At 71.5% G+C, this 21205-nt stretch carries 21 protein-coding genes; 12 read left to right on the plus strand and 9 right to left on the minus strand.

Translation table 11 applies throughout. From position 1 onward, the window contains the following. The first annotated feature begins 30 nt into the window (after positions 1–30). Genes ACQPZP_RS08065 through ACQPZP_RS08085 form a run of 5 tightly spaced genes read left to right on the plus strand, consistent with a single transcriptional unit; the run spans position 31 to position 5950 of the window. A complete protein-coding gene (locus tag ACQPZP_RS08065) occupies positions 31–1236 on the plus strand; it encodes an amidohydrolase family protein (protein WP_433477000.1) in 1206 nt (401 codons plus the stop codon). Positions 1237–1239: 3 nt separating this feature from the next. Continuing rightward, complete coding sequence (locus tag ACQPZP_RS08070; RefSeq protein ID WP_433477001.1) at positions 1240–2427, plus strand: acyl-CoA dehydrogenase family protein; 1188 nt, start codon at positions 1240–1242, stop codon at positions 2425–2427. Between the two features lie 34 nt (positions 2428–2461). Next, on the plus strand, positions 2462–3448 hold the full coding sequence (locus ACQPZP_RS08075; RefSeq protein ID WP_433477002.1) for an acyl-CoA dehydrogenase family protein: 987 nt from the start codon (positions 2462–2464) through the stop codon (positions 3446–3448). 30 nt (positions 3449–3478) lie between these two features. Then, positions 3479–4384, plus strand: a complete 906-nt coding sequence (locus ACQPZP_RS08080; RefSeq protein WP_433477003.1) for an SDR family oxidoreductase — start codon at positions 3479–3481, stop codon at positions 4382–4384. A 24-nt stretch (positions 4385–4408) separates the two neighbouring features. Next, positions 4409–5950 carry an AMP-binding protein gene (locus ACQPZP_RS08085; protein ID WP_433477004.1) on the plus strand — a complete coding sequence of 514 codons (1542 nt, stop codon included), beginning with the start codon at positions 4409–4411 and terminating at the stop codon, positions 5948–5950. Positions 5951–6049: 99 nt separating this feature from the next. On the opposite strand, the gene ACQPZP_RS08090 is transcribed toward ACQPZP_RS08085, so the two are convergent. The 5 genes from ACQPZP_RS08090 to ACQPZP_RS08110 all read right to left on the minus strand — a co-directional run bounded on the left by ACQPZP_RS08090 (position 6050) and on the right by ACQPZP_RS08110 (position 12071). Beyond that, complete coding sequence (locus ACQPZP_RS08090) at positions 6050–7180, minus strand: ABC transporter substrate-binding protein (RefSeq protein WP_433477005.1); 1131 nt, start codon at positions 7178–7180, stop codon at positions 6050–6052. A 59-nt stretch (positions 7181–7239) separates the two neighbouring features. Beyond that, entirely contained in the window at positions 7240–8109 is an 870-nt protein-coding gene (locus tag ACQPZP_RS08095) for an ABC transporter permease (protein WP_433477006.1), read from the minus strand. Beyond that, positions 8106–8996 carry an ABC transporter ATP-binding protein gene (locus tag ACQPZP_RS08100; RefSeq protein WP_433477007.1) on the minus strand — a complete coding sequence of 297 codons (891 nt, stop codon included), beginning with the start codon at positions 8994–8996 and terminating at the stop codon, positions 8106–8108. The genes ACQPZP_RS08095 and ACQPZP_RS08100 overlap by 4 nt, the downstream gene beginning before the upstream one ends. A gap of 97 nt (positions 8997–9093) precedes the next feature. Further along, on the minus strand, positions 9094–10338 hold the full coding sequence (locus ACQPZP_RS08105) for a CaiB/BaiF CoA transferase family protein (RefSeq protein ID WP_433477008.1): 1245 nt from the start codon (positions 10336–10338) through the stop codon (positions 9094–9096). After that, complete coding sequence (locus tag ACQPZP_RS08110) at positions 10335–12071, minus strand: N-acyl-D-amino-acid deacylase family protein (protein WP_433477009.1); 1737 nt, start codon at positions 12069–12071, stop codon at positions 10335–10337. The genes ACQPZP_RS08105 and ACQPZP_RS08110 overlap by 4 nt, the downstream gene beginning before the upstream one ends. A 228-nt stretch (positions 12072–12299) precedes the next feature. Here ACQPZP_RS08110 and ACQPZP_RS08115 point away from each other — a divergent pair, with 228 nt between their 5' ends. Further along, positions 12300–13076 carry an enoyl-CoA hydratase/isomerase family protein gene (locus tag ACQPZP_RS08115; RefSeq protein WP_433477010.1) on the plus strand — a complete coding sequence of 259 codons (777 nt, stop codon included), beginning with the start codon at positions 12300–12302 and terminating at the stop codon, positions 13074–13076. Between the two features lie 128 nt (positions 13077–13204). On the opposite strand, the gene ACQPZP_RS08120 is transcribed toward ACQPZP_RS08115, so the two are convergent. Continuing rightward, positions 13205–13933: a hypothetical protein gene (locus tag ACQPZP_RS08120; RefSeq protein WP_433477011.1), complete on the minus strand. Its 729-nt coding sequence runs from the start codon at positions 13931–13933 to the stop codon at positions 13205–13207. Between the two features lie 244 nt (positions 13934–14177). Continuing rightward, positions 14178–14993, minus strand: a complete 816-nt coding sequence (locus ACQPZP_RS08125; RefSeq protein ID WP_433477012.1) for a hypothetical protein — start codon at positions 14991–14993, stop codon at positions 14178–14180. Positions 14994–15220: 227 nt separating this feature from the next. Between ACQPZP_RS08125 and ACQPZP_RS08130 the strand changes: the two genes are divergently transcribed. The 5 genes from ACQPZP_RS08130 (at position 15221) to ACQPZP_RS08150 (ending at position 18848) form a co-directional block, all read left to right on the plus strand. Then, positions 15221–15427, plus strand: coding sequence for a hypothetical protein (locus ACQPZP_RS08130; protein WP_433477013.1), 207 nt, complete (start codon positions 15221–15223; stop codon positions 15425–15427). A 62-nt stretch (positions 15428–15489) separates the two neighbouring features. Continuing rightward, on the plus strand, positions 15490–15996 hold the full coding sequence (locus ACQPZP_RS08135; protein ID WP_433477014.1) for a MauE/DoxX family redox-associated membrane protein: 507 nt from the start codon (positions 15490–15492) through the stop codon (positions 15994–15996). Continuing rightward, positions 15996–16499 carry a hypothetical protein gene (locus tag ACQPZP_RS08140; protein WP_433477015.1) on the plus strand — a complete coding sequence of 168 codons (504 nt, stop codon included), beginning with the start codon at positions 15996–15998 and terminating at the stop codon, positions 16497–16499. The genes ACQPZP_RS08135 and ACQPZP_RS08140 overlap by 1 nt, the downstream gene beginning before the upstream one ends. Before the next feature lie 25 nt (positions 16500–16524). Beyond that, positions 16525–18360, plus strand: coding sequence for an ABC transporter ATP-binding protein (locus ACQPZP_RS08145; protein ID WP_433477016.1), 1836 nt, complete (start codon positions 16525–16527; stop codon positions 18358–18360). Next, entirely contained in the window at positions 18357–18848 is a 492-nt protein-coding gene (locus tag ACQPZP_RS08150) for a S26 family signal peptidase (RefSeq protein ID WP_433477017.1), read from the plus strand. The genes ACQPZP_RS08145 and ACQPZP_RS08150 overlap by 4 nt, the downstream gene beginning before the upstream one ends. On the opposite strand, the gene ACQPZP_RS08155 is transcribed toward ACQPZP_RS08150, so the two are convergent. Continuing rightward, positions 18811–19605 carry a glycosyltransferase family 2 protein gene (locus tag ACQPZP_RS08155; protein WP_433477018.1) on the minus strand — a complete coding sequence of 265 codons (795 nt, stop codon included), beginning with the start codon at positions 19603–19605 and terminating at the stop codon, positions 18811–18813. The genes ACQPZP_RS08150 and ACQPZP_RS08155 overlap by 38 nt on opposite strands. A gap of 98 nt (positions 19606–19703) precedes the next feature. On the opposite strand from ACQPZP_RS08155, the gene ACQPZP_RS08160 reads away from it, so the two are divergent. Next, complete coding sequence (locus tag ACQPZP_RS08160) at positions 19704–20360, plus strand: dihydrofolate reductase family protein (protein WP_433477019.1); 657 nt, start codon at positions 19704–19706, stop codon at positions 20358–20360. Here the strand turns inward: ACQPZP_RS08160 and folP are convergent. Beyond that, positions 20357–21163, minus strand: coding sequence for a dihydropteroate synthase (folP, locus tag ACQPZP_RS08165; protein ID WP_433477020.1), 807 nt, complete (start codon positions 21161–21163; stop codon positions 20357–20359). The genes ACQPZP_RS08160 and folP overlap by 4 nt on opposite strands. Positions 21164–21205 lie beyond the last annotated feature (42 nt).

A 21205-nucleotide genomic window follows, 5' to 3' on the forward strand; every position in this document is an offset into this window, starting at 1 on the left:
CGACCCATCAGATAGCTGAGGATGTGTGAAATGACCCTGTCCTTCGGGGAACTGCCGAAGATCATCAGCGTCGACGATCACGTCGTCGAACCGCCGCACGTCTGGCGCGACTGGCTGCCCGCCCGGCTCCGCGACCGCGGCCCGCGGATCGAGCGCCGCGGCATCGGTGCGATGGAACATCTCGGCGGCGGCACCTACCGCCAGACGTTCGACGACGACGGCCCCCAGGCGGACTGCTGGATCTACGAGGACCTCGTCTACATCCACAAGCGTCATGTCGCCGCCGTGGGGTTCGACCGCGACGACATGACGATGTCGCCCATCACCTACGACGAGATGCGCAAGGGGTGCTGGGACCCGAAGGCCCGTGTCGAGGACATGGAGCTCAACCACGTCGAGGCCTCGCTGTGCTTCCCCACCTTCCCCCGCTTCTGCGGGCAGACCTTCACCGAGGCCAGTGACCGCGAGCTCGGCCTGGCTTGCGTGAAGGCCTACAACGACTGGATGGTCGAGGAGTGGTGCGGCGACTCGGGCGGCAGGCTGATCCCGCTCTGCCTGATCCCCCTGTGGGACGCCGAACTCGCCGCACAGGAGGTGCTCCGCAATGCCGAACGGGGCGTCCGCGCGGTGTGCTTCAGCGAGATCCCGCCCCACCTCGGACTGCCGAGCATCCACTCCGGCGACTGGGACCCCTTCTTCGCCGCCTGCGAGGACACGGGCACGGTCGTGAACATGCACATCGGGTCGTCGTCCAAGATGCCGGCCACCTCCGCCGACGCGCCGCCCGCCGTCGCCGCCTCCCTGTCGTTCAACAACGCCATGGCCTCGTTGTGCGACTTCCTGTTCTCCGGCGTCCTGGTCAGGTTCCCGCGGCTGGACGTGGCCTACTCCGAAGGCCAGATCGGCTGGCTGCCGTACGTCCTGGAGCGGGTCGACGACGTCTGGGACGAGCACCGCGCCTGGGGCGGCGTCCGCGACACGATTCCCGAGCCGCCGTCCACCTACTTCCACCGCCAGGTGTACGGCTGCTTCTTCCGCGACCGGCATGGGCTGGAGTCCCTGCACCGCATCGGCGTGGACCGGGTGACGTTCGAGACCGACTACCCGCACACCGACTCCACCTGGCCGCAGACCAGGAAGGTGGCCGAGGAGATGTTCCAGGGGCTGGACGCCGACACCGTCCACAAGATCGTGAGAGGGAACGCGATCCGCATGCTGAAGCTCGACCTGGCGTGAAGCATGGACCTTCGCTTCAGCGAAGCCGAGTCGGCGTTCCGGCATGACCTGCGGACGTGGCTGGACGCGACCCTGCCCGTCCTCCCGCCCGCTCCGCGGCGCGACGACTGGACGGGACGGCGCGCGTACGACACCGGCTGGCAGCGCAGGCTCCACCAGGCCGGGTACGCGGGCGTCGACTGGCCGGCGGAGTCGGGCGGGCGCGGAGCCTCACCGGTCGAGCAGCTGATCTATCTGGAGGAGACCGCGCGCCCCGGCGTCCCGGATGTGGGGGTGAACTTCGTCGGCCTGCTCCACGCCGGTCCCACGATCATCGCCGAGGGCACGCCCGAGCAGCGGCGCCGCCACCTGCCGCGGATCCTGTCCGGCGAGGAGGTGTGGTGCCAGGGCTTCTCCGAGCCCGCCGCCGGGTCGGACCTCGCCGCGCTGCGCACGACCGCGGTGCGCGACGATGACACCTACGTGGTGCGCGGTCAGAAGACGTGGAGCTCGTTCGCCCAGGTGGCGGACTACTGCGAGCTGCTCGTCCGCACCGACCCGGACGCCCCCGAGCACAAGGGGATCACCTGGCTGATCCTTCCGATGGACCTGCCGGGCATCGAGATCCGCCCCATGCGGACCCTGGCCGGGACGGCGGAGTTCGCCGAGCTGTTCCTCGACGACGTCCGCGTGCCGGTCGCCAACCGGATCGGCGCGGAGAACGACGGCTGGCGGGTGGCCATGGTCACGCTCCGGTTCGAACGCGGAGCGGCGTTCGCCGGGGACCTCGTCTCCTGCCTGCGGCTGCTGCGCGAGCTCGCCGTCCTGGCCCGGGCGTCGGAGGCGGTGTGGGGCGACGGCGCGCTCCGCCGCGAGCTGGGACGGCTGCACGCGGAGCTGGCCGCGCTCTGGTCGCTGACCAAGTGGAACGTGTCGCAGAACCGGTCGGGCGTCCCCGGAATCGGCGGCTCCGTCGTCAAGCTGCGCTTCTCCGAACTGCGGCAGCGGTTGTTCGAGGCGGCGGCCGCGGTGCTCGGCCCGGCCGCGCTGGCCCGGTCCGATCTCGACGGGCTGCCGAGCGGCCGGTACGCGCGGGAACGGCTGTCCTCGCTCTCGTACACGATCGCGGCGGGCAGCTCCCAGATCCAGCGCAACATCATCGGCGAGCGGATCCTCGGTCTGCCCAGGGAGCCGGCCGCCGCCCCGCGATGACATCCATCCGGTACGAGGACGGGAGGAGCCCGCAGTGGACTTCCAGCCCACCGAGGATCAGCGGGCGCTGCGGACGGGCATCCGGGAACTGCTGGACGGCCGTCTCGACCGGCGGCTGCTGCTGGCCCTCGCGGACGGAAAGCCCTTCGCCCCGGAGCTCTGGCAGGAACTGGCGGACGTCGGGGTGTTCTCCCTGCGTCTGCCGGACGAGGCCGGCGGCGCGGGCCTGGGCATGGCCGAGGCGGCGCTGGTGTTCGAGGAGCTCGGCCGGTCGCTGATGCCGGGGCCGCTGGCCGCCACTTTCCTGGCGAGCGGCGTGGTTCCCGGGGCGGGCACCGGAGACCTGGTGGCAGGGGTGGTCGAACTGCCCGCGGCGCACACGCTCGTGCAGCACGCCGACGTGCTCGATGTTCTGTTCGTCCTGGACGACACGGGCGTGCGGTGCCTGGACGTCAAGGCACTCGAACCGGGCGCCCTCGCGCTGGTCGCCGAGCCGTTGGACCCGCTCACCCCCTTGCACCGCGCCACCGGACTCCCAGCCGGTGAGGACATCGGCGGTCCGGAAACCGCGCGGCGATGGCGGCGGGAGGGCGCGGTGCTCACCGCGGCCCTTCAGGCTGGCATCGCGCTGCGCACCACCGAGCTGGCCGTGGCGTACGCCAAGGAGCGCGAGCAGTTCGGGCGCCCCATCGGGTCGTTCCAGGCGGTCAAGCATCTGTGCGCCGACATGTTCGCCCGGGCGGAACTGGCCCGCGTCGCGGTGTACGCCGCCGCCGTGACGCTGGACGACCCGGACGTCCCGCCGGGGGACTGCGGACCTCCCGTCGCCACGGCCAAGGTCATGGCCGACCGGGCGGCGCTGGACAACGCCCGGAGCTGCGTTCAGGTGCACGGCGGCATGGGCTTCACCTGGGAGGCCGGAGTGCACCTCTTCCTTAAGCGCGCGTCGGTGCTGGCGGCCTCCTTCGGGACCGCGGCCGTGCACGAGGAGGCGCTCGCCGCGGCCCTGACCCCCGACTGAGCTGATCACACCGGACACGAGGAGCGAGAGTTGACGGGTTTCCTGAAGGACAAGGTCGTCGCGGTGACGGGCGCCGGGCGCGGTATCGGCCGGGCGGTGGCGCTGGCCTGCGCCGCCGAGGGCGCCGCCGTCGTCGTCAACGACCACGGCGTGGGCGTCTCCGGCGAGGAGCCGGCCAGCGAGGTCGCCGCGGCCGTCGCCGCGGAGATCACGGGGGCGGGCGGCGCTGCCGTCGCTGTCTCCGACACCGTGACGACCATGGCGGGCGGCAGCCGCATCGTGGGAACCGCCGTCGAGACGTTCGGCCGGATCGACGGCGTCGTGTGCGTGGCGGGGATCCTGCGCGAGCGGATGCTGTTCAACATGACCGAGGACGAGTGGGACCCGGTGGTCGCCACCCACCTCAAGGGCACGTTCACCGTGTTCCGCGCCGCCGCCGAGCAGATGCGGCGGCAGCGCTCGGGCAGCCTCATCGGCTTCACCTCCGGAAACCACGCCGGCAGCGTGTCGCAGGCCAACTACTCGGCCGCCAAGGGCGGGGTGGTCTCGCTGGTGCGCAGCGCCGCGCTCGGCATGCACAAGTACGGCGTCACCGCGAACGCCGTCGCGCCGGTCGCCCGCACCCGGATGTCGGCGGGGGTGCCGTTCGCCCTGGGGGAGATGGGCGAGCCCGAGGACGTCGCCCCGCTGGTGGTGTACCTGCTGTCGGACGCGGCGCGCGACGTCACCGGCCAGGTCTACACCGCCGCGGGCGGCAAGATCGCCGTGTGGAACCAGCCGCACGAGACGCGCGCCATGTACGCCGACGGCCGCTGGACTCCCGCGGAGATCGCCGACCGGCTGCCCGGCGACATCGGCCAGGAGCGGATGCCGATGCTGGACCGGATCGAGGCGATGGCCCGCGCCGCCGCCGACGGCGCCCGGCCGAACGCCTGAGCCGGCGGCCCGCGGATGACGACGATGCGGCCCTCGAGCCTGTGGGAGCTGGTCGAGTGGCGGGCGGCGGCCTCGCCGGACGCCGAGATGGCCGTCGACGAGCACGGCCGCCGCCTGACGTTCAGGGAGTACCGCGCGGCGGCCGAAAGGGCCGCGGCAGGGCTCGCCGCAGGTGCTGCGGACGGGGGAGGACCTGGCCGGATCGCCGCGGTCTCCTGGCAGCTGCCGACCCGGATCGAGTCGCTCGTACTGGTGGCGGCGCTCGCCCGGCTCGACGTCGCGCAGAATCCGATCCTGCCGATCTACCGGGATCGCGAGGTCGGGTTCATCGCCGGGCAGGCACGGCCGGCGATGCTGGTCGTGCCGCCGGTGTGGCGGGGGTACGACCACGCGGCGATGGCCCACCGGATCGCGGGCGCGACACCGGGCGTGGGCGTGCTGGTCGTGGACGGTGCGCTGCCCGAGGGAGATCCGGCCGCCCTGCCGCCGCCCGCACGGCCCGGCGGCGCCCCACCGGTGCGATGGCTCTTCTACACCTCGGGAACGACCGCGGACCCGAAGGGCGCGCTGCACACCGACGCCGCTCTCATGGCGACCGCGGCGGGCATGGCCGAGCGGCTGGACATGACGGCCGGAGACCGCAACGCCCTGGTCTTCCCCTTCACCCACATCGGCGGGATCGTGTGGCTGTTCGCCGGCCTGCTGCACGGGTTCGCGCAGATCCTCGCCGAGACGTTCGACCCGAGGGCCACGACCGAGGTGCTGCGGCGGGAGGGCGTGACGACGGCCGGCGCGGGCACCCCGTTCCATCTGGCCTACCTCGCCGCCCAGCGCGAGCACCCGGACGACCGGCGGTTCCCGAGCCTGCGGGTCTGCCCGGGCGGCGGCGCCCCCAAGCCGCCCAGGCTGCACCTCGACGTCAAGAGGGAGCTCGGCGGCGCGGGGGTCGCGTCGGGCTGGGGCCTGACCGAATGCCCCATTCTCTCGATGGCGAGTGTGCGGGATCCGGACCGGGCCCTCGCCGGCACCGAGGGCCGCGCGATGCCCGGCGTGGACCTGCGCGTGGTGACGCCGGACGGCCGCGTCGCCCGCCCCGGTGAGGAGGGCGAACTCCGCGCCAGGGCACCGCAGATGATGGCCGGCTACGCCGACGCCTCGCTCGACGCGGCGGCCTTCGACGCGGACGGCTACTTCCGCACCGGAGACTTGGGCACCATCGACGAGCACGGCTACGTGACCGTGACGGGACGGCTCAAGGACGTCATCGTCCGCAAAGGCGAGAACATCAGCGCCACCGAGGTCGAGGGGCTGCTGTACGAGCATCCTGGAGTGCGTGACGTGGCGGTCGTCGGCCTGCCCGATCCGGCGCTGGGCGAGGTGTGCTGTGCGGTGCTGGTCCCCGAGGCCGGCCGCGAACCGCCGTCGCTGCGCGAGCTGTCGGCCTGGCTCGGGGAACGCGGCCTGATGATCCAGAAGCATCCGGAACGGCTGGAACTCGTCGAGGTTCTGCCGCGCAACCCCGCCGGGAAGATCCTCAAGAACGATCTGCGCAGCCGCTTCGGCTAGCGGCGGGCCGCGACGCCCGCTCCACAGCGGACTCGGCCCCGGGACCGATACCGGTTCCGGGGCCGCGCGCCTGTCGCTCCGCGAGATCGACGCCGATGCTCAGGGTTTGTGACCGACCGCCTCGGCGTACAGGGTGCGGTCGACGGCCTCGCTCTCCGGCACGGCCTTGCCGAGGGCCCCGCCCTCGATGAACGCCTGCTGCAACCGCTCCACCGTGTCCTTGCGGATCTCCCAGTCCCACTGCGAGGACGGCACGGCGTTGAGGATCTCGGACTTGAGGCCCAGGACCGAGGACAGCTGCTTGACGAACGCCGGGTCCTTCTTGTAGTCGCCGGTGAAGTAGGTGTTGTAGATGCGGATGAGGGCGCGGACGAAGGCGACGCCCGCGTCGGGGTTCTCCCGCAGCATGCTGGGCCCGTAGATCATGCCGCCCAGCGGCTCGCCGTGCGGCTGCCCGCCGAGGAAGGCCATCCCGGGCTTGCCGTCCAGCTGCTTCCACAGCGGGTCGACCACCCATGCCGCCTTCACGCCGCCGTTGTCGAGCGCGGTCACGACGTCCGCGGGCCCGCCGAGGCCGGTGAAGCGCACCTTCTTGAGGTCGGTGCCGTGCTTGCGCAGCACCTCCCGCATCGGGTACATGATCACGCTGCCCTTGCCGATGAGCGTCCCCACCGGGGTCCCGTCACCGAACTTGAGGGCGTCCGGCGCGGTGCCCTGCGGGACGCGCGCCCACAGGCCGGACTTGGACCCGGCGCCGGGGGCGAAGTTGCCCAGCACCCAGCGCAGCTCGAACCCCTGGTCGATGCCGTTGAAGAAGGCCGCCTCGGGCGCCGACCAGATCGCGTCGACCTCGCCCTTGGCCAGCAGCGGGATCGAGTCGGCGACGCCCAGCTGCTTGAACTCCACCTCCAGGTTCTCCTTGCCGAACTCGCCGTTGGCGATGCCCAGCTTGACGGGCGCCACGAACTCGGCCGAGCCGGTGCTCGACGCCACCGTGATCTTGGTCTTGCGGGCCAGGGGCCTGGCCGCGGGCATGCCCTTCTCGCAGCGCGCCGGCTTGCGGTCCTGCGCCAGGTCGGCCGGATCGGTCCAGGAGCCCGCGCCGCACCCGGCGACCGGGGTGATGGGGCGTGCCTTGCGCGGCTCGGCCGAGGTCGTCGCCCCCGAAGTGCACGCGGCGGCGGTGAGCGCCAGGGCGGCGATGACCGGGACGGTTGCGGGAAATCTCATGGGTGTCCTCCGCTGCCGAAGCGGCTGGTGGTGGGGTGGGGCCGGAACAGGAACGGGGATCAGGTGCGGACGCGGTCGCGGTCATCGGGCGCCCAGGGGGTGAGGCGCCGCCCGGCGAACCGGATGATCTCCGAGAAGACCACGCCGAGGACGGCGACGCAGACGATGCCGACGTACATCACGTCGTTCTGGAACAGCGAACGCGAGTTGAAGATCAGGTAGCCCAGGCCGTCGGTGGCGGCGACGAACTCGGCGGCCACGATGACCAGGACGGACACGCCGGCCGCGATCCGCGTGCCGACCAGGATCTGCGGCAGCGCGGCGGGCAGCAGCACGTGCCGGAACATCTGCCGGCGGCTCGCGCCGAACACCGCGCCCGCCTCCCGGTAGCCCTCCGGCACGGCCATGATCGCCGTCATGGTGGAGATCCACACGAAGAAGAACACGGTGGTGGCGACCAGCGCCAGCTGCGGCCCCTCGCCGAGGCCGAACATGTTGAGGAAGATCGGCAGCAGGGCCAGCTTCGGGACCACGTACAGCGCGTCGAGCAGCGGCTCCAGCGCGGCGCGCACCGTCCGCGAGGTCCCCATGAGCAGGCCGAGCAGCATGCCGACCGCCGTGCCCAGCAGGAAGCCGAGGACGACCCGGCGGGTCGTGGCCCACGCGTCCGGCCACAGCTCGCCGTCGACCGCGCGCTCCCATCCGTTCGCGGCGATCGTGGACGGCGCCGGGTAGACCCTGGCGTCGATCCAGCCGCGTGCCGAGGCCAGCTGCCACAGCGCGATCAGGACGGTGGGCACGGCGATCGCCAGGCCGATCTCCAGGGCCCGCCGCCGCGCGGCGGCACGTGCCGGGGACCGTTCGGCGGCGCCCGGCTCGCGCACGATCAACCGTTCCGCGGGGGCGTGGGACTTGCTCGGCGCGGTCATCGGCTCGTCCTCTCGGAGGGCTCGACCTCTCCTCGCAGCAGGTGCCACAGCTCGGCCTTCAGCTCCGCGCACTCCGGCGAGTTGCGGACGTCCCCGCTGCGCGGGCGGCCGAACGGGGGCACGCGCTCGGCCAGGATCCGGCCGGGGCGCGCGCTCATCACCAGGACCCGGTCGCCGAGGACGATGGCCTCCTCCAGGCTGTGGGTGACGAACAGGACGGTGCGCCGGTCGGCGTTGCAGATCGCCAGCAGCTCCTCCTGGAGGATGGTGCGCAGCTGGGCGTCGAGCGCGGCGAACGGCTCGTCCATGAGCAGGATCTCCGGCTCCACGGCGAGCGCGCGGGCGATCGACACCCGCTGCCGCATCCCGCCCGACAGTGCGGCGGGATAGGAGTCGGCGAAGTCGGTCAGGCCCATGCGGCCGAGCCAGTCCCGGGCCCGCGCCGTCGCCTCCTTGCGCGGGACGCCCTGGACGTCCAGGCCGAAGCGCACGTTGGCCAGGACCGTCTTCCAGGGATAGATGCCATAGTCCTGGAAGATCATCGCCGCCGGGTCCGGGGCGGTGGCGCGGATCTCCAGGCGTCCGGCGCTCGGCCGCAGCAGCCCCGCGACCAGGCGCAGGAACGTGGACTTGCCGCAGCCGGACGGCCCCACCAGGCAGCAGAACTCGCCGGTCGCGACGTCCAGGTCGAGCGGTCCGAGCGCGTGCACCTCGCCGGCGGCGGCAGGACGGCGTCCGGGCCGCGGCAGCCGGGCCCTGCCGCGGCGGAACCGGCGTTCGACGCCGGTGGCCCGGATCTTGACGGACGGCTCGGGGTCCCGGCCTGGCGTCGGCTCCGAATCGTCGCGGGGGATCGTAGAACTCGTGTCATTTCGGCTGAGTTCCATGGCCTCACCTCCAAGGGCGCGGTGGAAGCGACAATATGACGGGTCGTCAGATTTACGCAATAGCACCCACCCGGCGATCTCACCGCGGCCCCGCCGGTCAGGCGCCCAGCGCCCCGGTGTCGCGCAGCCGTGCGATGTCCGGCGGGTCGTAGCCGAGCACGTCGCGCAGGACCTCCTCGGTGTGCTCGCCCAGCGAGGGCGCGTGCCGCGGTGACCGCGGCTCCTCGTCGAGGAACCGGATCGGGCTCGGCAGCTGCTCGGCGCCCAGGCGGTCGGCCGGGATCCACGGCAGGCGGTGCTGGAACTGCGGGTCGCAGGCCAGCGTGCGGGGCGTGTTCACCGGGCCGATCGGCACGTTGTGCTCGACGCCGAACGCGATCCACTCCGCGCTGCTGCGGCCCGCGAAGATCTCCGTCAGCGCGTCCCGCAGCGGGGTGTCCCCGACGGCGTGATCGGCGTAGCGCGACCCGGGATGCCGTTCGAACAGGTCGGGCCGCCCGACGCCCGCACAGAAGTTGCGCCACAGTTCCCGCTCGGACGCCATGAAGAGGACGTGGCCGTCGGTGGTCGCGTAGAACTGGTAGCGCACGCCGTGGCGCATTCCCGCCGTCCCGGGCTCGCGCCGCCGGTACCCGTCGGCCGGATTGCCGGTGACCTCGTCCTCCGGCCGCTCGTAGGCGCGCCAGGTCTCGCTCCGCAGCCAGTCCATCGACGCGGCCGCGTCCGACTGCGCCACCTCCAGCACCCCGCCCGTCCCCGTCGCCCTGGCCCGGAGGATCCCCGCGAGGATGCCCAGCGCCGCGTACAGCGGACCGGCGTGGATGCCGATCGAAGGGTGTTCGGGGATCGCCCAGTGACCGTCCCCGGCCGGTTCCGGCTGGACGAGACCGGCCCAGGTGTCATAGGCGATCCCGTGGCTGGGCAGATCCCGGTAGGGGCCCGTCGCCCCGTATCCGGAGATCCCGCAGAACACGAGCCGCGGGTTGACCTCGGCCAGCACCCGGGGACCGAGCCCGCGCCGTTCCAGCCCGCCGGGCCGCATCGCCTCGACGACGGCGTCCGCGCCCCGGACCAGGTCGAGGAACACGTCCCGGCCCTCCGGCAGGCGCAGGTCGAGGACCACGCTGCGCTTGCCGCGGCTGATGTGGAGGTGCATCAGCGACACGCCCTCCACCATGGGCCAGGTCATCTCGCGGATGTAGTCGCCGTGCGGCGGCTCGACCTTGATCACGTCGGCGCCCAGGTCGGCCAGGTGCGTGGTGACCGCACCGGGCCCGAGCATGGACGCCTCGACGATCCGGACCCCGGCGAGCGGGGCGCCGTGTCCGTCCCCGCCCGTCACGAGAGCTTCCCGGACGTCGTCACCGTGGCCGTGTCGCGGCCGGACCGCAGCACGGTCCCCGGCGTCGCACCGGTGGCGGCGCCGTCCCGGACGGTCTCCACCCCGCCGACCAGGACCCGGACCACGCCCGTCGAGCCCGCCGTCAGCCGGGGCCCGCCCCCCGGAAGGTCGTGCACGAGCCGCGCGTTCTCGGCGCCCACCGTCGCGGGGTCGAAGAGCACGATGTCGGCGTGCCCGCCCTCCGCGAGGGTGCCGCGCCCTCGCAGGCCGAACAGCCGTGCCGGATCACGGGTGATCATCTGGACCGCCCGCTCCAGCGACACCAGCCTGCGGCCCCGGAGCGTGTCGCCGAGGAAGCGGGTGGTGTACGGGGCGCCGCACATGCGGTCCAGGTGCGCGCCGGCGTCGGAACCGCCCAGCATGACGTGCTCGTTCTCCCAGATCACCTGCCGCAGCCGCCACGACGCCGGGTCGTTGTCCGGCGGCATCGGCCACAGGACGGTGCGCAGCCCGTCGGCGGCGGCGATATCGACCAGCGCCTGGAAGGGGTCGAGCCCCCGCTCGGCGGCCACCTCCTCCACCACACGGCCCGTGAGCCCCTCGTTCTCGGCCGAGTAGGTGTCGCCGATGACGTACCTGCCGAAGTCGGCCAGCCGGCGGAAGACGCCGGCCTCGGGGCTGCGGGCGCGCTCCAGCAGGCCGGCCTGCACGAGTGGGTCGCGCAGCGCGGTGATGCGCCGGTCGATCGGCAGACCGAGGATGTTGCCCCAGCCCGGGAGGAGGTTGAGCGCGCAGAACGTGCCCAGGCTCATGTTCATCGGGACCAGCACCGGCATGGTCAGCGCCACGACCCGGCCGCCGGCGGCCGCGGCCGCCGCCGAGGCCTCCAGCTGCCGCCGCACCGTGTCGGGGGAGCGCGAGTCGATGGTCAGCACGTTCCAGTTGAGCGGACGTCCGGCGGCGGCGCTCATCGCGGTGACGAGGTCGATCTCCTCGTCGGAGAACGTGTCGAGACAGCCCTCGAACGCCCCCTCCAGCGTGGTCCCCTCGTGCTCACCGGTCGCGCGGGACAGCGCGATGAGCTCCTCGCGCGTGGCGGACCTGGAGGGGACCGGCTCGCCGTCCCCGTCGGAATGGGTGTGCGAGAGGGTGGTCGACAGCCCCATCCCGCCGGCCTCTATGGACGCGTGCAGCAGCCGCGCCATCTCCGCGAGCTCGGCCTCGTCCGCCTCGCCGCCGACCGCGCGCGGCCCCATGACGTAGCGGCGCAGCGCGCAGTGCCCCACCATGAAGCCCGCGTTCACCGCGATCCGGCCCTCCAGGACGTCCAGGTAGTCCCCGAACGACTCCCAGTTCCAGTCGGCACCGGTTTCGAGCGCGGCCAGGGACATGCCCTCGACCTTCGCCATCATCCGCCGGATGTAGTCGGCGTCCCGCTCCCGCAACGGGGCGAGGGTGAAGCCGCAGTTGCCGCTCATCACGGTCGTCACGCCGTGCACGTTCGACGGAGTGGCGAACGGATCCCAGCACAGCTGCGCGTCGTAGTGGGTGTGGGGATCGATAAACCCGGGGGCCACCACCAGCCCGGCCGCGTCGATCGTCTCCGCGGCCGGCTCGCCGATGCGGGCCCCCAGCGCGGTGACGCGCCCGTCCCGCACCCCGACGTCGCCGGTGAATCCGGGCGCCCCGGTTCCGTCGACGATCGTCCCGCCCTTGATCAGATAATCCAGCATCCCGGTCCCTTTCGCCTGGGTCCCACTCGGGTGTCCACCTCCCGCTACCGGGCCGCCGCGGCCCAGCGGCCGCCCGACCCGAGGTGCAGCATGCGGATGGCGTTGCCCCGCACGACCGCCTCCGACCCACCCGCCCTTTCTGACTACCCGTCAGATTAACGCTGGAGGCGCCTTGCTGAAAGGTCGTCAGATGACCGACGATGAACCGACACCACGGTGGGAGGACAGGTGACGGACTTTCGGACACTGCGCTACCGGGCCGCGGACGGCGTCGGATGGGTCACCCTCGACCGGCCGGACCGGCACAACGCGTTCGACCGCACCCTGGTCGACGAACTGCACGGGCTCTGGCGGAGCCTGCGGTTCGACGACGCGGTCCGGGTCATCGTGCTGACCGGCGCCGGGGACCGGGCGTTCTGCACCGGCATCGACCGGGCCGAGGTGATTCCCCAGCCGAGTTCGCCCTTCATGGCCGACGACCCGTCCGAGCGGCTCGGCCCCAAGTCCGCCGGCCTGTGGAAGCCCGTGATCGCCGCCGTGAACGGCATGGCCTGCGGCGGCGCCTTCCATCTGCTCGGCGAGAGCGAGTTCGTGATCGCCGCCGAGCACGCGACGTTCTTCGACCCGCACGTCTCTTACGGCATGGTCGCGGCGGTCGAGCCCGCGCAGCTGAGCCGGCGCCTGCCGTTCGGGGAGCTGATGCGCATGTCCCTCACCGGGACCGCCGAGCGAATCACCGCCCGGCGCGCCTACGAGATCGGCCTGGTGTCCGAGGTCGTCCCGGGCGCCGAACTGCACGCCGCCGCGGACCGCGTGGCGACGGTCATCGCCTCCCACCCGCCGGCCGCCGTCCAGGGAACCGTCCGCGCCGTCTGGGCCGCCAGGGACATGAGCCGCCAGCAGGCCCTCGCGGTGGCCCCCTCACTCGTCAACCTGGGAAGCCTGGACAAGGACGGGCAAGAAGACCTGTTCCGCACCCGCCCCGGCACCTGGCGACCGCGCTGACGGGCCGCGGCCGTCGCCCGAAGAAGGACAGGGCCCGGCGGAGGTGCCGGGCCCTGTCGATTAGGTTGATGGTCGCGGTCGGCCCCTGTTGAGAGGCCGATAGGTCAACTACCGGAGTGCCGCGGTGATCAGGACACCCGCTCCAGGCTCACCCGGTCGACGGTGTTACCTGTCGTCTTGATCGTCACGAGCGTGATGTCGCGCCGGTCACGCAGACGTTCCTCCAGGTATCCGATCGTCGTGGAGAGCAAGTCGAGACGCTGCCCCAGCAGCCTCCGCGGGGCCCGCAGGGTCACCAAGGCCGCGTTGGTCAGCCGCTCGGCGGCGGTGACCGGCCGACGAAGCTCGGTCCGTACTCCAGCAGCCCTGCCGAAGACGCACCAGAGATATCCGTCACGAGGGCGCCCGTCAGGGCCCATCAGGTTCTCCTCGCCGCGCTCGCGGAAGCGTTCGCCGATCTGGCCGAGAGCGTTGAGCTCCCTCCAGCTCAGCGCGCGCGTCTCCGGCCACGTGCGAAGCTCGTCGAGCACATCCGCAGGGATCGGGTTCCCGTCGTGATCCACCATCTTGGAAAGGTCACTCGGCGAAAGCTCGCAGAGCGGCCGCAGGTAGCACAGACCAGGTGCCTGTTCCGCGGAGGGCGCCAGGTCGTGGTGGTCCAGGTCGAGCACACCGCCTGGAGTCCTCAGGCACAGCCGGGGGCTGCTGTCGTCCTCCTTGAGGAGAACGAACAGATGCGTATCCCTCCCAGCGGCCTCCTCCATGGCCGTGAGTGCTTCGAAACTCCACTTACGGCCGACGAGTTCCAGAGCCTCGATGAGCTCGGCCCCGGAGCGGTTCTGCCCTGTTGAAAGCATGATCGTTTTCCTTTGCGTTGTGAAATGAAACCGGCTTTGCCAGACGGACCCAATGGTGGACCCGTCGAAGACGACCGTCCCGAAGCGGGCCCCGGCGGCAAGGTGGGAGCCAGGGCGGTAGTGCCCCGAGGTCACCCGGGCTGTTGCCCGAAGAAGGACAGGGCCCGGCGGAGGTGCCGGGCCCTGTCGGATTAGGTTGATGGTCGTGGTCGGCCTCTGTTGAGAGGTCGACGGTTACTCGGAATCAGGCCTGCTTCAGGCTCACCCCGGTGATCGTGGTACCGGAGGCCTCGATCGTCACGAGCGTGATGCCGCGCCGATCACGCGGCTGGTCCTCCGGTTGCCGGATCGCCGAGCCGGAATCCAGCCGCAGCAGCCTCCGCAGCGCCCTCGGCTTCACCCAGGTCGCCTTGCTCAGCCTCTCGCCAGCGGTGACCGGCCGACCAAGCTTGCTCCGCACTTCGGCGAACTGGCCAAAGAGGGCCCAGGCAGTTCCTTCACGAGGACGCCCTTCACGGCCCAGCAGGTCCTTCACAGCGAACTGGTCGAAGCATACGTTTCCCTCACGGGGGCGCCCTTCACCAGCCAGCAGGTCCTCCTCGCCGAACTGGTGGAAGCGTCCGTTGAGCAGGTTGAGACCGTTCAGCTCTCCCCAGCTCAGCGTGCGCGTCAACGGGCTCGTGCGAAGCTCGTCGAGCAGCTTCCTGGGGATCGGGTACCCCGCGAAGTAATGCACCAGCATGAACCGGTTCCACCACGAAAGCTCGCAGAGCGGCCGCAGGTAACGCCGATGCCGTGCCTGTCCCCGGTAGGGCTCGACGATGGCCTCCAGACCGCGGTCCACCTTGTAGAGGTCGTCCAGGCGGAGCACGCCATACGGCGTGTTCAGGTACAGCTGGGGTCTGGTGTCGTTCTTCTTGAGGAGAACGAACAGATGGGTGTCCGCCCCAGCGGCCTCCTCCATGGCCGCGAGCGCGTGGGTACTCCACTCGCGGTCGGCGAGGCTCAACGCCTCGATGAGCTTGGCCCCGGGGGTGTTCTGCCCTGTTGATTCGAGCATGATCGTTTTCCTTTGCGTTGTGAATTGAAACTGGTGGCTTAGCCAGACGGACCCAGGGGTGGGCCCGTCGAGGATGACCGTCCTGGGCAAAGTCCAGGCGGCAAGGTGGGAGCGGAGGCGGCAGGGCACGAGGTCATCCAGGCGGGTGCGCCGGAGAAATGATCATTTTTGACCACCACTCGTGGGCCCGGTTGTGCTGTAATCCGGTAGTCCGGATCGTGATCACGGTGTCCACGGCCGTCAGCGGCCGGGAGAAGGAGACACGTATGGCCCGTCTCGTCGATCGCCTGCTGGCGCGGATGGCTCCGAAGGCCACCGCGTCCGCCGGCTGCAGCAACTACTACTACTGCTCCAAAGGCTTGAGGTACCAGCGTCAGTGCTGCCTCAACGAGGGGTGCCACACCTGGGTGGTCGGTGCCTGCGGATCACCGTGAGGTCCCTCGCGGGCGGTGGCGTCATGCGGCCGCCCGCGACGGGCGTTCTCTGAGGAGTGCGCATGGAACTCGTGCGGATCGGGAGCGCCTGCCTGATCGGGCTGGTCTTCGCCGTGTCGGCCGTTTCCAAGCTCCGCGACTTCGACGGCTTCACCAGGTCCGTTCCCGCGCTGGCGCCGGCGTGGGCCGGGCACGCGCGGCTCCTGGCGATCATGACGACCGTGCTTGAGGCACTGGTGCCGCCGCTGCTGATCGCGCAGGCCACCGCGCCGTACGGCTTCGGTCTTGCCGCGGCGCTGCTCGCCGTCTTCGCCACCGCCATCGCGGCCTCGATCCGGCGTGGACGCCGCGCCACCTGCCGCTGCTTCGGCCCGTCCAGCGTTCCGCTCGGTCCGCGCCACCTCGTCCGCAACGGGGCGCTGCTCACCTGCGCCGTGCTCGGCGGCCTTTCCCCCGGCGGCCTGCCGCCGGCGGGCGGGATCGCGGTGGCCGCCGCGGCCGGGCTGGTCGGAGCGGTGCTGATCGTCTCCCTCGACGACATCGTCGACCTGTTCGCAAGGAACCCCTGATGCCCTACCTTGCCGCCGCCGTCGTCCTCATCGGGCTGCTGTCCGTGCTGAACCTCGTCCTCACGCTCGCGCTGGTCCGCAGGCTGCGGGAGCAGGGCGCGACGCAGCCGCGGGACACCGGGCCGCCGGTGGCGCTCGGACCCGGCTCGCAGGTCGGTGAGTTCACCACGACGACCACCGAAGGCGATCCGGTCTCGCGCGAGAACCTCATCGGGCTGGTCGGCTTCTTCTCCGCGGGCTGCGAGCCGTGCCACGACCTGGCTCCGCGGTTCGCGCGGCTCACGACGGGGCTGCCCAGGCTCGCGGTGGTGACCGGTGACGACCCGGACCTGGTCGCGGTCCTTTCGCCGGCGGCCCGCGTGGTCGCCGAGGAGGACGGCGGCACTGTAAGCCGCGCCTTCCAGAACACCTGGACGCCGGCGCTGTACATCGTCGACGGCGAGGGCCGGGTGGCGGCCACGGGCGGACGCCTGGAAGACCTGCCCATCGAAACCCCGGCATGAGGACGTCGAACGCCGGGCCACGCAGTTGAGAAGGCACGTCCAGGCACGGGAACTGGCCGTCGCCGGGGCCGAGGCGACCGTGCTCACCTGGCGGTCGGCGCCCGGCGGCGTGTCCGGTTACGTGCTGATCACCCTGGCCGAGGCCGGCGCGCCGATCGCGACCGCCTGGCTGATGAAGACGGTCGTCGACCGGCTGGCGACGGCGCAGGGCCCGGTCGCGGGCCCGGCCGCCGCGCTGGTGGCGACCGGACTGGCGACCGCGGCCCTCCCTGGGATCGGCCGGTACCTGCGCGACCAGACCGGCCGGGCCGCCGGGGTCCGGGCGACCGACCGGCTGTTCGCCGCGACCGAACGCCAGGTCGGACTGCGGCGGTTCGAGGATCCGGTCTTCCTGGACCGGCTGCGCCTGGCGCAGGAGGCGACCGCCACCACCGGGTACCTGGTGGACGCCGTCTGCGGCACCGCGCGCGGCATGCTGTCCCTCCTCGGCTTCCTCACATCGCTGCTGGTCATCAGCCCGATGATGACGATCCTGGTGCTGCTGGCCGCGATACCGGCGCTGGTCGCCGAGCTGCTGCTGTCGCGGAGCCGGGCGGCCATGCAGTGGGCGATCGAGCAGACTCATCGCCGCGAGTTCTTCTACGGCCGCCTGCTGACCGACGTGGAGGCGGCCACCGAGATCCGGCTGTTCGGCATCGGCGCCTTCCTACGCGCCCGGATGATGTCCGAACGTGCACGCGGCAACCGTGCCGAACAGCGGATGAGCCGGCGTGAGCTGGCGGCCCAGGGCGGTCTCACCACGCTGAGCGCCGCGGTGGCGGGCGGTGGCCTGTGGTGGGCGATCACGGCGGCGCGGCACGGCACGCTCGGAGTCGGCGACGTCACCATGTTCCTCGCCGCGGTCGCCGGCGTGCAGACCGCCATGGACCTGCTGACGTCCTCCATCGCCACCGCCCATGGCCGCCTGCTCACGTTCACCCACTACGTCGCGGTGACCCGGGCGGAACCGGACCTGCCGAGCGCCGCCACGGGCGATGCTCCGGAGTTGCGGCGGGGCATCGAGTTCCGGGACGTGTGGTTCCGCTACAGCGACGACCATCCGTGGGTGTTGCGCGGCGTCGACCTGACGATCCCGCACGGCCGGGCCGTCGCGCTGGTCGGGCTGAACGGCGCGGGCAAGAGTACGTTGGTCAAACTGCTCTGCAGGATGTACGACCCGACGTGCGGGCGCATCCTGTGGGACGGGGTGGACCTGCGGGACATACCGCCGCACGCGCTGCGCGACCGCATCAGTGCGGTGTTCCAGGACCACATGAACTACGACATGACCGCGAAGGAGAACATCGCGGTCGGCGACCTCCGGGCGCTCGACCGGCCGGACGCGATCCGGCAGGCGGCCGCCCGCGCCGGCGTCCACGACAAGCTCGCCGGGCTGCCCAGTGGCTATGACACCCTGCTGACCCGGATGTTCTTCTCAGAGGCCGACAAAGAGGACCCCGACACCGGAGTCGTGCTGTCCGGCGGGCAGTGGCAGCGTCTCGCGCTGGCCCGGGCCTTCGTCCGGGACGGCCGGGACCTGATGATCCTCGACGAGCCGAGCTCCGGCCTCGACCCGGAGGCCGAGCATGAGGTCCACGGCCAGATGCGCCGCTACCGGGCCGGCCGGACCAGCCTGCTGATCTCGCATCGGCTCAGCGCCGTCCGGGAGGCCGATCTCATCGCGATCCTCGACGGCGGGCGCGTCGCCGAACTCGGCGCGCACGAGACCCTGATGGCGGCGGGCGGCCACTACGCCCGGTTGTTCCGGCTCCAGGCGGCCGGGTACCAGGAGGTCTCTCAGCCTCACGAGGACTTCGGATGACGGCGCTCGCGGTCGTCGTCGGAGGCGTGCTGACGGCGGCCGGTGTTCTCGCCGTATGGGTGCGCCGGCGATACCTGGTCACCACGGTCGACGGGCCCAGCATGGAGCCGGCGCTCCATTCCGGTGACCGGCTCCTCGTCCGCCGGACCCGCCGCGTCCGCGCGGGCCAGATCGTGGTGGTCAGGGTCCGGCCGCCGACGCTGGCCGAGCCACCGCCGGATCACGTCCCCGTCCCGGAGGCCGTCCCGGTGATGACTGAGCACCCGGACGGTCCGCTGTTCATCAAGCGGGCGATCGCCGTGGCCGGTGATCCCGTGCCGGTGGACCGGGTGCCATGCCTGGGGGAGACCAGGGAGACGACCGTGCCTCCGGGCGCACTCGTCGTGCTGGGCGACAACGCGCCCACCAGCTGGGATTCCCGCGACTACGGGTTCGTCCACGCCGAACAGTTCATCGGCGTGGTGATCCGCCGCCTCCAGGCGGGCTGACCCCGGCAGGGCTCAGCGAATCCAGGGTCGGGAGAGGCGGCAGATTGCCGTTGCGGACGGCGTTCAGGCGCTGGCGGATGAAGCGGTCCTGGTAGCCGCCCCACGTGTCGGTCTTGGTGGGATGGGTGCTTTGCCCGGGGTGCTTTCGGTAGAGCCAGGTGACGGCCGGTTCCTGATAGCCGTCGAGCAGTTCGCTGAGCGCGATGAACAGGGCCACGTCCTGGGCCCGGGGAAGGGCTCCCCAGCCGCCGAACGCGCGAATCAGTTCGGTCGGGGCGACGAGGCCGGCGCAGGCGGCTTGGCACAGGCCGGTCTCTTCGTACAGCCGGCCGATCGTCCCGGCGGGGACCCTGCCGCACGGATAGGCGAGGGGATAGGGCACGCGGTGGCCGTCGATCAGGTCGTCCGCCTGGCCGATCGCCCAGCCGATCCCGGGATGCTCGGCGAAGGCGGGGATGAGCGTCGCGAGGCCATCGGGAAGAAGGACGTCGTCATGGTCGAGCACCGCCACCAATTCGCCACGTGCGCGACTCAGCGCGAAGTTCCGGGTCGTCCCGGTGCCGAGCTGGGCACCGTTCGCCTCGTAGAGGGCGCCGGGGCACAGGTCGCGCGCCGTCGGCGTCTCCCCGTCCTCCTGGACGAGCCATTCGAGTTCCCAGCCGGCCGGGAGGCGCTGGGCGGCCACGCCGTCGGCGGCCTGCCGCAGGTGGCCGGCCATCGGCTCGCGCACCGCGGTGATGATCGAGATCAGCGGCATGTCACTCCTTTCCGCGGGCGCCGAGGCCGGGCGCCCGGCCTTGATCGTCACACAGACCGAGGCGGGGAACGGAAGCCTGCCGTGTCTACAGTGGTCAGATGGACGTGGACGCGATGCTGGAGAACTACGCCTACCCGGAGACGACGCCGTGGCTGCGGGCGAACATGATCGCGACCCTCGACGGAGCCATCCAGTACAAGGGGAACACCGGTGCGATCGGCTACCGGGGCGACTGGGAGCTCATGCGGCGGCTCCGGAGCCTCGCCGACGTCGTGATCATGGGGGCCGCGACCGTCCGGGAGTACGACGACTTCCCCGAGTCGGCGCCGCCGCTGGCCATCGTGTCCCGAAGCCTGAACCTCGACTTCGACGGCCCGATCTTCGCGAGGACGCGGCACCGGCCGATCGTCATCACCTGCGAGGGCGCCCCGCGTGAAAGGCGGCGGATGGCCGAGCAGCGAGCCGAGGTCATCGTCTGCGGTGCCGAATCGGCGGACATCGGCAAGGCGCTGACCGAGTTGGCGGGACGCGGCTACAAGCGTCAGCTCTGCGAGGGCGGCCCGGTGGTCCTGGCCGAGGTCGCCGCCGCCGGCTGGCTGCATGAGCTGTGCCTGACGTTGAGCCCGTCCATCACCGCCGGCGACGCCGCACGCATCCTGAACGGCCCGGTGATCGATATGCAGAGCATGGAACTGTGCCATGCGATCCAGGACGGAAACTATCTGTTTCTGCGTTACCGCATCGCGCAGGGCTAGTCGACGTTGTGGCGGACGTAGGCGGGAGGGCGCCAGCCGAGAATGCCTTCGACCATGTTCACCGCCTGCTTCGCCTCCGCCACATCGTGAACGCGCACGATGCGGGCGCCGCTCAGGATGGAGACGACGAGGGTGGCGATCGTGCCCTCGACCCTTTCCTGCTGAGCTCGCTCCAGCGTCTCGCCGATGAAGTCCTTGTTGGACACCGCCACGAGCATCGGGTAGCCGACCCGTGCGATCTCCGGGAGGCGGCGGGTGAGTTCGAGTGAGTGGTAGGTGTTCTTGTTCAGGTCGTGGCCGGGGTCGACGATGATCCGGTCCGCCGGCACGCCGTGCTTCTCGGCCAGGGCGGCCCGCTCGCGAAGGAACTCGGCGACCTCCGACACCACGTCGTCATACCGCGGACGGGGGTAGGGCGTCCGGGGATCGGCGAGGCTGTGCGTGATGACGAGACTCGCGCCGGCCTCCGCGACCACATCGGCGAGCGCGGGGTCATGGAGCCCGCTCGTGTTGTTGAGGACGTCGGCGCCCGCGTCGAAGGCCGCACGCGCGACCTCGGGACGGTACGTCTCGACCGAGATGACCGCGTCCGTGCGGGACCGGGCGCCCTCGATGACCGGCACCACCCGGTCCATCTCCTCTTCGATGCTCACCGCGGGTCCGGGGGCGAACGGCACACCTCCGATATCGAGCCAGTCGGCTCCCTCGTCGAGCGCGTCCTGGGCCGCGGTCAACGCCTTGTCCAGGGCGAAAGTGCGTCCGCGATCGTGAAAAGAGTCGGGGGTGCGATTGATTATCGCCATTACGGCCACTTGCCGGGTGAAATCAAACGTGCGCCGCCCGAT

Origin of the sequence: Spirillospora sp. CA-142024 (assembly GCF_050942325.1) — a bacterium.
Lineage (GTDB): Bacteria > Actinomycetota > Actinomycetes > Streptosporangiales > Streptosporangiaceae > Spirillospora.

Bases quoted from the DNA above. Each gene is read 5' to 3' on its own strand.
- ACQPZP_RS08085 (WP_433477004.1), top strand. From the start codon at position 4,409: ATGCGGCCCTCGAGCCTGTGGGAGCTGGTCGAGTGGCGGGCGGCGGCC.
- ACQPZP_RS08140 (WP_433477015.1), top strand. From the start codon at position 15,996: ATGCCCTACCTTGCCGCCGCCGTCGTCCTCATCGGGCTGCTGTCCGTG.
- ACQPZP_RS08110 (WP_433477009.1), bottom strand. From the start codon at position 12,071: ATGCTGGATTATCTGATCAAGGGCGGGACGATCGTCGACGGAACCGGG.
- ACQPZP_RS08135 (WP_433477014.1), top strand. From the start codon at position 15,490: ATGGAACTCGTGCGGATCGGGAGCGCCTGCCTGATCGGGCTGGTCTTC.
- ACQPZP_RS08070 (WP_433477001.1), top strand. From the start codon at position 1,240: ATGGACCTTCGCTTCAGCGAAGCCGAGTCGGCGTTCCGGCATGACCTG.
- ACQPZP_RS08160 (WP_433477019.1), top strand. From the start codon at position 19,704: ATGGACGTGGACGCGATGCTGGAGAACTACGCCTACCCGGAGACGACG.
- ACQPZP_RS08150 (WP_433477017.1), top strand. From the start codon at position 18,357: ATGACGGCGCTCGCGGTCGTCGTCGGAGGCGTGCTGACGGCGGCCGGT.
- ACQPZP_RS08120 (WP_433477011.1), bottom strand. From the start codon at position 13,933: ATGCTTTCAACAGGGCAGAACCGCTCCGGGGCCGAGCTCATCGAGGCT.
- ACQPZP_RS08065 (WP_433477000.1), top strand. From the start codon at position 31: ATGACCCTGTCCTTCGGGGAACTGCCGAAGATCATCAGCGTCGACGAT.
- ACQPZP_RS08100 (WP_433477007.1), bottom strand. From the start codon at position 8,996: ATGGAACTCAGCCGAAATGACACGAGTTCTACGATCCCCCGCGACGAT.
- ACQPZP_RS08090 (WP_433477005.1), bottom strand. From the start codon at position 7,180: ATGAGATTTCCCGCAACCGTCCCGGTCATCGCCGCCCTGGCGCTCACC.
- ACQPZP_RS08095 (WP_433477006.1), bottom strand. From the start codon at position 8,109: ATGACCGCGCCGAGCAAGTCCCACGCCCCCGCGGAACGGTTGATCGTG.
- ACQPZP_RS08155 (WP_433477018.1), bottom strand. From the start codon at position 19,605: ATGCCGCTGATCTCGATCATCACCGCGGTGCGCGAGCCGATGGCCGGC.
- folP (WP_433477020.1), bottom strand. From the start codon at position 21,163: ATGGCGATAATCAATCGCACCCCCGACTCTTTTCACGATCGCGGACGC.
- ACQPZP_RS08125 (WP_433477012.1), bottom strand. From the start codon at position 14,993: ATGCTCGAATCAACAGGGCAGAACACCCCCGGGGCCAAGCTCATCGAG.